9 protein-coding genes are annotated in these 13,018 nt (G+C 67.6%); 5 read left to right on the plus strand and 4 right to left on the minus strand.

What is annotated here, in order from left to right; translation table 11 throughout:
* Positions 1 to 15 precede the first annotated feature (15 nt).
* The 3 genes from RS83_RS00835 to RS83_RS00845 all read left to right on the plus strand — a co-directional run bounded on the left by RS83_RS00835 (position 16) and on the right by RS83_RS00845 (position 4,613).
* Positions 16 to 636, plus strand: a complete 621-nt coding sequence (locus tag RS83_RS00835) for a phospholipid scramblase-related protein (RefSeq protein ID WP_231587700.1) — start codon at positions 16 to 18, stop codon at positions 634 to 636.
* Positions 637 to 702: 66 nt separating this feature from the next.
* Complete coding sequence (locus RS83_RS00840; protein WP_052678729.1) at positions 703 to 2,652, plus strand: GmrSD restriction endonuclease domain-containing protein; 1,950 nt, start codon at positions 703 to 705, stop codon at positions 2,650 to 2,652.
* Positions 2,653 to 3,053: 401 nt separating this feature from the next.
* On the plus strand, positions 3,054 to 4,613 hold the full coding sequence (locus tag RS83_RS00845; RefSeq protein WP_231587701.1) for a lipase family protein: 1,560 nt from the start codon (positions 3,054 to 3,056) through the stop codon (positions 4,611 to 4,613).
* Here RS83_RS00845 and RS83_RS00850 read toward each other — a convergent pair.
* Together RS83_RS00850 and gnd are read right to left on the minus strand one after the other, a co-directional pair.
* Positions 4,610 to 5,524 carry a patatin-like phospholipase family protein gene (locus RS83_RS00850; protein WP_045277605.1) on the minus strand — a complete coding sequence of 305 codons (915 nt, stop codon included), beginning with the start codon at positions 5,522 to 5,524 and terminating at the stop codon, positions 4,610 to 4,612. The genes RS83_RS00845 and RS83_RS00850 overlap by 4 nt on opposite strands.
* A 254-nt stretch (positions 5,525 to 5,778) precedes the next feature.
* Positions 5,779 to 6,843, minus strand: coding sequence for a phosphogluconate dehydrogenase (NAD(+)-dependent, decarboxylating) (gnd, locus tag RS83_RS00855; protein WP_045277606.1), 1,065 nt, complete (start codon positions 6,841 to 6,843; stop codon positions 5,779 to 5,781).
* A 360-nt stretch (positions 6,844 to 7,203) separates the two neighbouring features.
* Between gnd and RS83_RS00860 the strand changes: the two genes are divergently transcribed.
* Positions 7,204 to 9,564 (plus strand): M1 family metallopeptidase, encoded by a 2,361-nt coding sequence (locus RS83_RS00860; RefSeq protein WP_045277607.1) that lies wholly within the window; start codon positions 7,204 to 7,206, stop codon positions 9,562 to 9,564.
* Positions 9,565 to 9,977: 413 nt separating this feature from the next.
* Here RS83_RS00860 and RS83_RS00865 read toward each other — a convergent pair whose 3' ends face one another.
* Both RS83_RS00865 and RS83_RS00870 read right to left on the minus strand, forming a co-directional pair.
* Complete coding sequence (locus tag RS83_RS00865; protein ID WP_045277608.1) at positions 9,978 to 11,162, minus strand: MalY/PatB family protein; 1,185 nt, start codon at positions 11,160 to 11,162, stop codon at positions 9,978 to 9,980.
* 300 nt (positions 11,163 to 11,462) lie between these two features.
* Positions 11,463 to 11,921, minus strand: coding sequence for a VOC family protein (locus tag RS83_RS00870; protein ID WP_045277609.1), 459 nt, complete (start codon positions 11,919 to 11,921; stop codon positions 11,463 to 11,465).
* A 108-nt stretch (positions 11,922 to 12,029) separates the two neighbouring features.
* Between RS83_RS00870 and RS83_RS00875 the strand changes: the two genes are divergently transcribed.
* Positions 12,030 to 12,995: a helix-turn-helix transcriptional regulator gene (locus RS83_RS00875; protein WP_045277610.1), complete on the plus strand. Its 966-nt coding sequence runs from the start codon at positions 12,030 to 12,032 to the stop codon at positions 12,993 to 12,995.
* The last annotated feature ends 23 nt before the right edge of the window (positions 12,996 to 13,018 follow it).

Here is a 13,018-nt window from a genome sequence, read left to right on the forward strand (position 1 = left end):
ATCAGCACCGGATCGATGCTCACGGAGCGCGTGCTCATCGTCAATCAGAAGGCGAAGCTGTTTGAGTCGCGCGCGGAGTACGGCGTGTTCGACCGCAACGGGGTCCGCGTCGGCGCCGTGCGGGAACTGCGCCGGAATTTCCTGGAGAAGTCGATGTCGGCCCGTCCCGATGAAGACCAGACTCGCCGATTGCAGATCATCGATGGCGAGGGCGCAGTGCTGATGTCCATGCTCCGCCCGGCGAAACTTCTGAAGTCGAAGATGATCGTCTCCGCCGGTGGCGGCTCGCCGGTAGGTCAGATCGTGCAGAAGACCGTGGGCTTCATCGGACTGATCCGGTTCGACTTCGAAGTTTCAGGACGAACCATCGGCTCCGTGACCGCGGATGGATGGGACGCGTGGGACTTCGGTGTCCAGGACGCGACGGGTGATGAGATCGCCCGCATCTCGAAGGACTGGGCCGGCGCGCGCAAAGAGCTGTTCACGAAGAGCGACAATTACGTCCTCCAGATCCATCGAGAACTGGAGGAACCGCTGCGCTCGCTCGTCGTAGCAACGGCGCTCGCGATCGATACCGCTCTGTATCAAGGCTCATCCAACGCGAGATCGAAGCGTCGAAGGCCAAGACTGCTCTAGCCCTGAGGCGCACCCGGCTCCCCGCAGTATCTACTCCGTCACCTCCTGACCAGACATGGAATTCAAGTGAAGACTGACCTCACGACACCTCAGGGCATCTTCGGAATGCCGCAGCACCTGACGGTTCCGATCTATCAGCGGCCCTACGTCTGGTCCGAAGAAGATCAATGGGCGCCGCTGTGGGGCGACATCCGCCGATTGACAGAGCATCGGTTGGAGAACCCGACCTCGAGCGCTACGCACTTTCTCGGCGCGGTCGTGACGCAGGATGCGCCGAGCGGGCCAGTCGGAATGCAGGAGTTCGAGATCGTCGATGGGCAGCAACGACTCACAACGCTGCAACTCGCCCTCGATGCGACGGCTGCGGCGTTCTCGGCTCGCGGTCTCGACTCCCTGGCAGCGCGCCTCAACTTCCTCACGCACAACGACCAGATGTTCATACCCGAAGGAGAGCCCGCGCTCAAACTCCGGCACACCAATCGCGACCAGGCTGCTTTCGACGAGGTCATGGTCGCCGAGCCGCCCGTGGACCACGCCTCGCTGACGCATCGTGAGTCACGTCTGACGCAGGCGCACGAGTACTTCGCCGTGCAGGTCGGAGCCTGGCTCGACTCGGATCGCGACTCTCTTCCGCTGCGGGCCGACGCGCTCGCCATCGCACTGCAGAATGCGCTCCAACTCGTCGTCATCCGCCTCACGACAGAAGAGGACTCGCAGGAGATCTTCGAGACGCTGAATGCCCGCGGCACTCCGCTGTCCGCGTCAGATCTCATCAAGAACTTTGTATTCCAGCGGCTGAAGGCAGAGGGCAAGGATACCGCCGAGGCTTATCGCAGCTGGCCGTTTGAAACGAAGTTCTGGGAAGCGGAAGTCAGTGTCGGCCGATTTTTGACCACTCGTAGCGCGCTCTTCCTCGGCCAATGGCTCATCTCGCGAGTAGGCAAGGAGATCAGTCCCCGATCCACGTTCGGGCGATTCAAGTTCTTCGCAGAACATGAGACAGACCGCTCGATGTCGGAGCTGTTGGAACTCATCACCGAACAATCGACGAGGTATCAGCTCCTCACTGAACGCGCAGCCGAGTCACATCGCGACCTCGACCGCCTCGAGCTCCACATGTATCGGATGGCGGTAGCGCAGGTCGAAATCACCAAACCGGTCGTCCTCTGGCTGACGGAGCCAGGCAACATGTATGGTCCGGAAACGATTGCTCTCGTCATCGATATTGTCGAAAGCTGGATCATGCGTCGCCGACTCCTCCGCTTGCAGAGCAGCGACCTCGGACGAGTTGCCGCAGAAGTCATTTCAGCCGCGCGTGGAGCGAGCGGTGACGAAGTGGTCTCGAGGATTGAGCGACACCTCATGCGTCAACAGTCGACGAGCACCTACTGGCCTGGAGACGACGAGCTCCGGGAGACGCTGCGCTTCGCACCCTTCTACCAGCGCTTCTCTCAGCCCATGCAGCGGATGATGCTCCAAGCCGTCGAGGATTCGTACCGTGGGTACACCGTCTCCAACGGCGCGTGGCTCGGCACCGGTGGCAAGCGCGCCGAGTTGCACCGGCATGATGTCTTCCTCATGAATCGCGCGGTCTTCGATACGTCCGAGTCAGGCTGGGACGAGCGGCTGATCGACGATCGAACGGAGACGCTGATCTCGGCGCTTATCGCGACGTGGCCGGTGCCTGATGGTCATGAGGGCAAGACCGTCGACCGCACTGCCCGCCTGTCGAAGGCGACCGCTTCGTATGCCGATGTGATCGCTGCCGGGCTTGTCGAAGTCGGTGCTTCGCTGGTCAGCACCGACAGTCACTGGCCGAACGCTCGCGGCACTCTCCTCGCTGGTGGAAGGATGCTCTACGAGGGAAAGACATACGACAGCCCTGCGGCCGCGGCGCGGGTTGTCCGTGGCGGGAGGAGCGGCAACGCCTGGTATTTCTGGCGAGTCGAGGGCGGTCTCCTGCTCAACGACCTCCGGACGGAGATGCTTCAGACGATCGAAGCCTCGACCGAGTAGATGTCTGTCTCAGGTCGAGTCTCGACCCGAGACGCTCGGTATGCTGACTCCGAGTTCGCTCCGGTCGCGCCCCTGAGAGGCAGACGGGCGACACGATGCGCGGAGGGGACCCGATGTCGAGTAAGCCGATTCTGCTGTTTCTGCATGGAGTGGGAACGGGAGATCCTGACGACATCTGGAGGACACAGCTCTCCGCAGCGCTGAGCACGATCGGCCATCCGGGCCTCGACGATACCGACGTGATCGCACCGAAGTATGCGCATCTCCTGACGGGATCGGACGCGAAGGAACCGCTCCCGCCTCGCACGGTCGCAGGACTGTCGGGCGAAGAAGCGAGAACCAATCGGCGTGAGTTCGAGCGCCGGATCAGCGCCGTCGAATTCAGGCTCGGGAGGGAGACGATGGGTGCGGGGTACATCGGCGGTGACGCCATCGTGGACTTCGCCGTCGGCATCCCCTTCTTCGAGCAGGCACGCAACTATCTCCAGAACCCGAGTATCCGCGCCGCGGTCCTCCATCGAATCCTCAACGATGTTCCCGAATCGGGCGAACTCGTGATCGTCGGGCACAGCCTGGGCTCGGTGATCGCGGCAGACGTGCTCACCCGACTCCCGATCGGAATTCGGGTGGTCGGGATGGTGACGATCGGCAGCCCGCTGGCGAGCGCGACCTTCGGCGTGGACAAGCTCCGCGACACGCTTCGTGAGCCACCGAAGAACCTGAACTGGTGGGTGAGCTTCTGGGATGGGCTCGACCCCGTCGCGGCACGTCGAGGCGTCTCCTCGGCTTTTCCCTGGATGATCGACTTCCAGGTTCCCACCGTGACGCTGAGCCCTCTGGCTGCGCATCAGGCTGCCAACTACCTCAATCGAGACGACGTCGCCGAAGCGGTCGGATTCGCACTGTTCGGCTCGAAGTCGCGCGAGATCGCTCCTTCTGAACGATCCCTCGATCTTCCTCTCAATGCGGCTGAGACCATCGCCCTGCTGGCGCTGCGACTCTCTCATCTCATCAATGCAGAGCTGGACGGCGAGGTACAGCATCGTCACGCAGGTGCCATCCGCGCCGTGCAGTCGAAGGCGATCGCAGCGCTGACTGCCCACCGTGCGGAATCGGATCAGCCGCTTCCTTCCGCCATCGCACGGCTCTCCGTCGACCTTTCCGACGCAGACTCCGTGGCCGCGGTGCCACCCCCGCTGACGCACCTCACCAAAGAAGAGGCTGTCGTCCCGCTGATCGTTCTCGCAGCCGAGAACATCATCCTGCCGTTCGAGATCGCGGTCGACCCCAAGAAACGTCAGAGCGCCATAGAGAACCTCACAGCGGAACTCGGACTGACAACTCGATTCGGCAAAGATCTGTTCTCGGCCGCGAAGGAGGCGCGCGACAAGCTCGCCGGCACCTCGAACACGAACCTGTGGATCAAGTGGGGCGCGGTGAGCGTCGGCGCAGTCGCGGTCATCATCGCGACAGGCGGTCTCGCTCTCGCTGCCGCCCCAGGAGTGGCTGGCGCCGCAGCGATCACGAGCGCCTTGGCGGCCTTCGGGCCCGGCGGCATGATCGGCGGCTTGCTCTCCGCCGGCGCTCTCGTCACAGCTGGAGGCGGCGGCATCGCCTTCGGCCTCGCAAGCCCGGGCACGTCGCCCGAAGCCCTGGAAGAGGTCATCGCACGTCAAGTCTCAGCGGAGTTCCTGCGGAAAAGACAGCGACTTGAGAGCGATCCTGGTGTCTGGCGCGATCTCGCGCAGACGGAGATCTCGGTGCGGCGCGAACTCGAGCGCCTGGACGAGTTCTCGGACCCCAGCGCCCTGTCCATCAAGGACCTCAAGCGGAAGCTGACGACCGTCGAGCGTGCACTCGCTGCGCTGGCCGAGGCCGGACTCGCCCCACGGACAGCCCCGGCGGACGCCGACGAAGAGAAGAGGATCGAACGCGGAGCCTGGCTGCGGCTGGGTCGCTAATCACGCTCCGACGGGCTCACGTCTACACCCAGGGGCGAGCCCCAGAACTCGCCAACCCCGTCCGCCACCGCACGCCCCTGCTCATACCCGGCCTGCGCGGCGGGCGCGCGCAGCGACACATCCATCGCGTTCTCGAAGAACAGATGCTCGGTCTCATCGCCCGGGCCCACGACGAGCACCTCGCTGCCGCCGGCACGCAGCTCGGCGACCTGCGCATCGAGCTGCAGCCCCCACTCGGGTGGCGTGAGCGCGCGTCCTCCGAACGGCGGCAGCACCAGCACCCGCCCGCACCCGACGGCGAGGTCGGCGTTCTCATTGCGCCAGAACCCGCCGTCGATGAACTGCCGGTCACCGATCCGGTACGCGAAGCCGCTGCTACAGCTGGCGGCGACCGCGTCCACCAGGTCGATGCCGCTGTCGCGGTCGAACACCACCGGCTCGGCAGTCTCGGCATCGACGGCGGTGAGCAGCATCCGTCGCTCCGGCCAGGTGTGCACCGCGAACCGCGCTGCGACCATCGCGCGCCACTGCGCGTGCCGCGGGTCGTCGGCGCCGGCCATCTCGAGCGCGGATGCTCCGAGCCGACGGCGCAGGTCTGCGGCATCCGATGATTCCGCGATGAGGCGATGCATCCGTTCCAGGTGATCCTCGACCGGCAGGTTGGACGGGCGGGGACGAGGGAGAATCGGCACGAGCGTCGCCGCGTACAGGTCCGCCGGGCTTGCACCGGCCAGCTGCGCCGCGGCGGTCGCACCGGCGGAGGTGCCGATCGTGAGGTCCGCCGCCGTGACATCGACGCCTGCGTCGAACAGTCCGGCGACGATGCCGATCAACCAGGCGTTGCCGGTCGATCCGCCGCCGCCGAGCACCAGCGCGCGCCGAGAAGAAGGAGAAGAAGAGTGAGTGTGCATGGGAGTCGCCTTTCGCGATTGCCTGTTCGGCGCTCCCGGTCGCGACTACGAGTGTCGCGAGATCGTGCACTGCGGGGGAGCGCCCACGATGGATGCTGCGTTCATGGGTCTCACCTCCTGCGTTCGGATCACGATCGCCTCGACGGTAGCACTCGCTCCACCGATCGGCCAGCGTCGGCTCGTCATTCAGCCGCAGGGTCGCCGCAAGCTGGAACAGCACCCGATCCTTCGGGTGGTCGGGTCCACGCTGATGCTCAACTGCCGGGCTTCGAGTCGGCTTTCCGCGCACCCGCCTCGAGCACGTCGCCGGCCGGCAACTCCTGGTGCCCACCGAACTGCAGGCGCATTGCCGACAGCACCTGGTTCGCGAAGCGGTCTTCGTCACGCGAGGCGAAGCGCTCGAACAGCGATGCGGCGAGCACCGGCACCGGTACCCCGACATCGACGGCAGCCTTGACCGTCCAACGCCCCTCACCGGAGTCCGAGACGCGGCCCGCGAGCCCATCGAGCGTGGGGTTGTCGTTCAGCGCGGTGGCGGTGAGGTCAAGCAGCCACGACGAGATCACCGACCCACGCCGCCACAGCTCGGCGACCTTCGCCGTATCGATCGGGAACTGGTAGAACTCGGGCTCCTCGAGCGGAGCGATCTCCGCGGAGTGCTCGGCCTCGCGCACCCCGGCATCCGCGTTGTGGAGGATGTTGAGACCCTCAGCGATCGACGCCATGATGCCGTACTCGATGCCGTTGTGCACCATCTTCACGAAGTGTCCTGCGCCCGACGGCCCGCAGTGCAGGAAGCCCTGCTCCTCGTTGCTGAGTTCACCCGTGCGGCCGGGCGTGCGCTCGATCTCGCCCGGGCCCGGCGCGATCGTGCGCAGCACGGGCTCGATGCGCTGCACGGCCTCATCCGGACCGCCGACCATCAGGCAGTAGCCGCGCTCGAGACCGAACACCCCGCCGCTGGTGCCCACATCGACGTAATGGATGCCGCGCTCGCGCAGCGCCGCCGCCCGCCGCACGTCGTCCCGGTAGTTCGAGTTGCCGCCGTCGATCAGGATGTCGCCCTCGTCGAGCACGGCCGCGACCTCGTCGGCGACCTTGCCGGTGAGCGATGCGGGCACCATCATCCACACGGCGCGGGGCGCCTCGAGCTTCGAAGCCAGGTCGGCCATGCTGTCTGCACCGACGGCGCCCTCCGCGACCAGCGCCTGCACGGCATCCGCATTCACGTCGTAGACCACGCACTCGTGTCCGTCGCGCATCAGACGACGCACGATGTTCGCGCCCATCCGACCGAGTCCGATCATCGCAAGCTGCATGAGGTTCCTTCCAACGAGGGTGAGGGTCGTCGTCATCTTCACACGCGCAGGCCGGGTGCTCAAGGAGGGCGATCCGGCGGTGCGGGGTCAGAAATGCATCCGGCATCCCGAGCGGAGCTGCGAAATCGACCCCGCACCGCGCGGCGACCGCGCAACCAGCGAACCGACTGATCCTGGACGGTGTCGAACAATATGCCCGGTCGAGCGGCAGAAAACCGACCGCAACCGAACCGTGAGCGGCACGATATATTGCGGAAACATCCGTTCCATACGTTTCATATGTATCCCACAGGGCCACGAGCCCACCCCGCACCACGACGACGTGACCGGTCGCCCCGCCATGCCTACCCGAAAGCACCCATGCTCCGACTGACCTCCCCCGCCCGTCGGCGACTGCTCGCGACCCTCCCGGTCACCACGCTGCTCGCCGGTTCCCTGCTCGTCACCTCCATCCCGGCATCCGCGGCCGACGGCCCCATCGACGGCCCCCGCACCGCCGGCGACGCGATGTTCCCCAACGTCGGCAACGGCGGCTACGACGCCCTCGACTACGACGTCTCGCTCGCCTGGAGCCCGACCGGCGTGGCCAGCGGCCTCATCACCGGCGACATCACGACCGCGACGACCACGATGACCGCCAGGGCGCTCTCGCCGCTGCGCAGCTTCTCGCTCGACTTCGAGGGCATGACGATCTCGCAGGTCACCGTCAACGGCGCCCCCGCCACCTGGGAGCGCGACATCGATGCGGAGGCGATCAAGTACAAGCTCATCGTCACCCCGGCGACCCCGGTGGAGGGTGAGTTCACGGTCGCGGTCACGTACAGCGGCACTCCCGAGGTGCACTACGACGCCGACGGCAGCTCTGAGGGCTGGAACGGCACGAACGACGGCGCGATCCTGCTCGGACAGCCGATCGGCATGATGGCGGGTTTCCCGCACAACAACACCCCCGGCGACAAGGCGACCTACACGATCTCGGTCGACGCGCCCTCGGTGCTCGCGAACGCCTCGGGCGTCACGGGCACGGCGGCAGTGGCGAGCAACGGCGAGCTGCAGTCGAAGACCGTCGCAGGCGACCGCACCACCTGGGTGTGGCGGCAGGACAAGCAGATGGCCTCCGAGCTCGCGGTCATCGCGATCGGACGCTTCGACGTGATCGAGGGATCGATCACGCTCGCGGATGGCCGCAGCATCCCCTCGTGGTCGTTCATGGACTCCGGTCTCAGCGACGGCAACAAGACCACCATCCGCAACCGGGTCGCCCAGCTCGAGACCATCACCCGCAACCTCGAGTCGATGTACGGCGCGTACCCCGGCAACAGCACCGGCGTGATCGTCGACAGTGTGCCGAGCGGCGTGAACTACGCGCTCGAGACACAGGATCGTTCGTTCTTCCCCAGCGCCGGCTCGGTGAACGGCAACACGCTCATCCATGAGCTCGTGCACCAGTGGTACGGCGACAACGTCGCGCCCACGACCTGGACCGACATCTGGATCGGCGAGGGCATGGCCACCTGGGGCCCGACCCACTACAACAGCGCGGCGGGCTTCGGCAGCGGCACGAGCACCGAGCAGACCTACTACAACTCGTGGAACCGCACGGCCTCGACGAGCGCGAACTGGGAGACGCCTCCCGGAGCGCAGACCGACTCGGCCACCCTGTACGACTACCAGACCTACACGCGCGGCGCACAGTTCTGGGAGGCGCTGAAGATCTCCATCGGCGACGACGCGTTCTTCGCCCTGATCAAGGAATGGCAGACCCGGTTCGCCGGCCAGAGCCGCACCGGCGCAGACCTCAAGGCCCTCGCCGAGGAGCTCTCCGGACGCGACATCACGGCACTCTGGAACGACTGGATCCTCGAGCCGGGCAAGCCAGCCTGGCCCGACAAGCTGTCGCTCACACTGACGGATGCCGCGGCCGACCCGCTCGCGATCGGCGACACCGTGACCTACACGGTCTCGGCAGCCAACACGGGTCTCGTGCCGCTGGCCTCGTCGGTCGTCACGGTCGACCTGAGCCAGCTGCTCACCCGCGCGACGCTCGACGCCGTGCCCGCCGGTGCGACGCTCGACGGGAACACCCTCACCTGGACCGTTCCGGTCGGCACTGCTCCCGCCGCCGCAGCGAACCTCGCCTTCAGCGCGACCGTGATCGACGACGCCCCCGGCGGCGCGTTCTCGGTCACAGCGGCCGTCGCGACACTCGGCGGCACGTGCATCACCTGCATCGCAGAGGCGAACGTCATGGAGGTGCTCGCCCCGACCACCGCGCCGACCATCACGGGCAAGGCCAACGTCGGCGAGACGCTGACCGCGAGCTCCGAGGGATGGCCTGAGGGCACCGAGCTCAGCTACGCGTGGGCGATCGACGGCGAGCCCGTCGTGAGCGCGGCACGCGCCGCCGACCCGGCGACCACGTTCACGATCCCGGCGAGCGCACTCGGTTCGCGCATCTCGGTCACGGTGACCGGGTCGCTCGCAGGATTCCGCACCGGTTCGGCCACGAGCGCGGCGACGGCTGCGGTCGGCGCGGCGATCGTTCCCGGTGACGGTGACGGTACGCCCGGCACCGGCGGGGTCGGCGACCCTGACGACGAGCAGCTCAGTTCGACGGGGGGAGAGTTCCCGATCGGCGGCATGCTGCTCGGCCTGATGCTCCTCTCGGCGGGCGGGGCGGTCGTCGCGATGCGTCGCCGTCGCAGCATCGACGCCTCGTAGAGCCCGACGGATGCCGCGCCCGAACGCGGCATCCGTCACCATCCCCGACTGGGGATGCAGAAGCGCACGTCACCCCGGGGCGTGCGCTTCTCTTTGTGTGGGGGTGTGGGGTGTGGGGTGCATCTGGATGGCTGAATCTGGATGCCTCTTCGACCCCGTAGCGCGGTGGAGCTCCGTCCCGAGCGCATCGCATCGCGCGGGGGCGTCGCTCATCGACGCGGAGGTGTCGCGTGTGGTCGCCTCCAGCATCCGGAGTGGGCCATTCGCGACACCTGCTCAGGAAGGGGTGTCGCGTGTGGCCGCATCCGGCCCGGCGACGCGGCCATCTGCGACACCTGCCGCGTGGCAGGGGCGACCGACTCTGCCATGCGGCGGGTGCACACCAGCCCTACACGGCGACGCGCGCCGGAGGCTCAGCCCTGCCCGCGCCTCCGCAGGGCGTCGCCCATCGCCGACAGGGCCTCTTCCAGGATCGGCCTCGGCGTCGCGAACACGATGCGCACGAAGTCCTCGGATCCGCGTCCGAGCAGCCGCCCCTCGGTGAGCACGACCTCGGCCTGTTCGCGGAAGAACGCCGCCGGCGGACCGTCGATCCCGAGCGCACTCGCGTCGATCCAGCCGATGTACGTCGCCTCGGGCGCGCGGTAGACGGCGCCGGGCAGGTGCTGCTCCACGAGCGAGCCGAGCAGCTGCCGCGATCCGTCGAGGTAGTCGATCACGCCGTCGAGCCACGGCTTGCCATGTCGATACGCGGCCGTCGAGGCCACCACCCCCAGCGTCGATGCGCCGTGATGCACCGCGAAGCCGAAGCGGCGGTACAGCTCCTGGTCGGGCTCATTCGAGGTGATCAGCTGCGCGGTCTTCAGCCCCGCGATGTTCCAGGCCTTCGATGCGCTGGTCCCGGTGACCGTGTGGGATGCCGCGGCATCCGATATCGAGGCGTACGGGATGAACGGCGCCCGGTCGAACCGCAACGGTGCATGGATCTCATCCGCGAACACGCGCCCGCCGTGCCGCTCGACGATCTCCGCGATCGCCTCGAGCTCGTCGCGCCCGGCGATCGTGCCTGTCGGGTTCTGCGGGTTGCACAGCACGAGCGTGCGCGCCCCGGCCGCGAAGGCCTCATCGATGCGCTCGAGGTCGTGCTGCCAGCGTCCGTCGACCTCGACACCCGGAACCTCGATGACCGGATGCCCGATCGAGGGAAGGTATGTCAGGAACGGCATATATGCCGGCGTCGGCACGATCACGGCTGAGCCCTCGGGCGAGTACTCGCGCACAGCGACGCCGAGGGCGGCCATCACATCGGCGACATGATGCACGCGCTCCGGGTCGACGTCCCAGCCGTACTCATCGCGCATCCAATCGGCCGTGGCCGCGCTGAGTTCAGCCGCGACCGGCGGCGAGAGGTATCCGAGGTTCTCGTCGGCGATCGCTCGGCTCAGGGCGTCCGCGATCTCGGGGGCGACGCCGAAGTCCATCTCGGCGACCCACGCCCCGATCTGCCCCGGATGCAGGCTCCACTTCCGACTGTGCGGTCGATCGAGCTGCAGCCGTGTGCGGGCGTCGAACGGGTGAGATGCGAGCGAGTCGGTCATGGCGGGGCTCAGACGGTGCCGCGACAGGAACAGCAACGGACCGGCACCTGCATGCTCGGCAGGCTGTCGGCGGTCGTCGTCTGGGTCTCGGTCACGGGGAACTCCTTCGCAGCGGGGGCTCCGATAAATCTACGGATGCCGCCGCGCGCCCGCATGTCCCGTGTCCGCCCGTGACGCGCCCCGGCTCGGCCGATCAACGTGAGCGGAGGGGGGCATGCGCGCGCTGAGGGGTCACGACCCGCCGCATCCCCGGACTATGGCGCGGCGGGTCGTGACCCCTCAGCTGGGGGACGGGGCGGGTCAGGCTTGGCGGACGTCGAGCACCCAGGTCACGCCGAAGCGATCGGTGAGCATCCCGAAGCCGGCCGACCACGCCGAGGCCGCGAGCGGCTCGATGATCGTTGCGCCGTCGGCCAGGCGGTCCCAGTACTGCGTGATCTCGTCGAGCGAGCCGCCCTGCAGCGACTGGAAGAACGTGCGGTCGGTGATCGTCGTGCCGTTCTCGCGGCGGGTGGATCCGGCGGTCGCCGCGGCATCCGACTCGTCCTGGCCGGGGATGTCGTAGGCCATCAGGCGGATGCCGTCGGCCGCCGTGAGCTGCCCGAACACGACCTTGTCAGCACCAGGGATGCCTGCGGGCATGCCGAAGTCGCCGTAGGTGGCGACCGTGAGCTCACCGCCGAAGACGGACTGGTAGAAGTCGAGCGCCTGCCGGGCGACGCCGCGGAAGTTCAGGTGAGTGGTGGTGGTGAGGGTCATGAGGTGTCCTTCAGTCGAACGCGTCGACGGCCCGGTTGCGCCGTCGGAGTCAACGATCACAGCAGAAGCGGTCAGTTTCGGTCCTCTTCTCGGCGGACAATGGAGCACATGACCGGAAGCTCCTCGCGCATGCTCGCCCTGCTGTCGCTGCTGCAGACCCAGCGCGACTGGCCAGGCCCCGTGCTCGCGGAGCGCCTGGAAGTGAGCGCCCGCACGGTGCGCCGCGACGTCGACCGGCTGCGCGAACTCGGCTACCGCATCGGCGCGATCAAGGGGCCGGACGGCGGCTACCGCCTCGCGGCCGGCTCCGAGCTGCCACCGCTGCTGTTCGACGACGAGCAGGCCGTCGCGATCGCGGTGGCGCTGCAGAGCGTGCCGTCGAGCGGCGTCGACCTCGACGAAGCCGCCACCCGAGCCCTGGCCACCGTGCGGCAGGTGATGCCGTCGCGGCTGCGACACCGCGTCGACGGCATCCGATTCACCGGCAGCGAGAACCCGACCCGCGTCGATCCCGCCGTGCTCGAAGCCGTGAGCGCCGCCGTGCGCGACCGGCACGTGCTGCGGTTCGACTACGCCTCCCCTTCCGGCTCCGGCGGCGAGCGCCCTCCGCGGCGCACCGAACCGAACGCCGTGGTCGCGCGCGAGGGGCGCTGGTATCTGCTCGCGTGGGACCTCGAGCACGACGACTGGCGCACCTTCCGGCTCGACCGGATGACCCCGCGCATCCCGACCGGTCCGTCGTTCGTGCCGCGCGAACTGCCCGCCGCAGACGCGCAGACCTACCTCGCCGCCCGCGCCAAAGGATCGGATGCCGAAGACCGCTGGCCATGCATCGGCGAGGTCGTGATCGAGCTGCCCGCACGCGACGTCGCACCGTGGATCGGCGACGGCACGCTGGAAGAACTCGACGACGGCTCGTGCCGCATCACGGTCGGCTCATGGTCCTGGACCGGCGTGCTCGCCGCGGTCGCGCGGTTCGACGCCCCGTTCACGGTGATCGGACCTGCGCCGCTGCGCGAGGCGGCGGCCATGATGGCGGGGCGGTTCGCCGCGGCATCCGGCTCGCGCTTGTGAGTGGTGTGCGGGTGGGGCGGGGT

The sequence above is a fragment of the Microbacterium oxydans genome (assembly GCF_000956525.1).
Taxonomy (GTDB): Bacteria; Actinomycetota; Actinomycetes; order Actinomycetales; family Microbacteriaceae; genus Microbacterium; species Microbacterium oxydans_A.

Excerpts from the sequence above, each read along its gene's own strand:
- RS83_RS00835 (WP_231587700.1), top strand. The coding sequence starts at position 16 with ATGCTCACGGAGCGCGTGCTCATCGTCAATCAGAAGGCGAAGCTGTTT.
- RS83_RS00845 (WP_231587701.1), top strand. The coding sequence starts at position 3,054 with ATGGGTGCGGGGTACATCGGCGGTGACGCCATCGTGGACTTCGCCGTC.
- RS83_RS00850 (WP_045277605.1), bottom strand. The coding sequence starts at position 5,524 with ATGCACACTCACTCTTCTTCTCCTTCTTCTCGGCGCGCGCTGGTGCTC.
- gnd (WP_045277606.1), bottom strand. The coding sequence starts at position 6,843 with ATGCAGCTTGCGATGATCGGACTCGGTCGGATGGGCGCGAACATCGTG.
- RS83_RS00860 (WP_045277607.1), top strand. The coding sequence starts at position 7,204 with ATGCTCCGACTGACCTCCCCCGCCCGTCGGCGACTGCTCGCGACCCTC.
- RS83_RS00865 (WP_045277608.1), bottom strand. The coding sequence starts at position 11,162 with ATGACCGACTCGCTCGCATCTCACCCGTTCGACGCCCGCACACGGCTG.
- RS83_RS00870 (WP_045277609.1), bottom strand. The coding sequence starts at position 11,921 with ATGACCCTCACCACCACCACTCACCTGAACTTCCGCGGCGTCGCCCGG.
- RS83_RS00875 (WP_045277610.1), top strand. The coding sequence starts at position 12,030 with ATGACCGGAAGCTCCTCGCGCATGCTCGCCCTGCTGTCGCTGCTGCAG.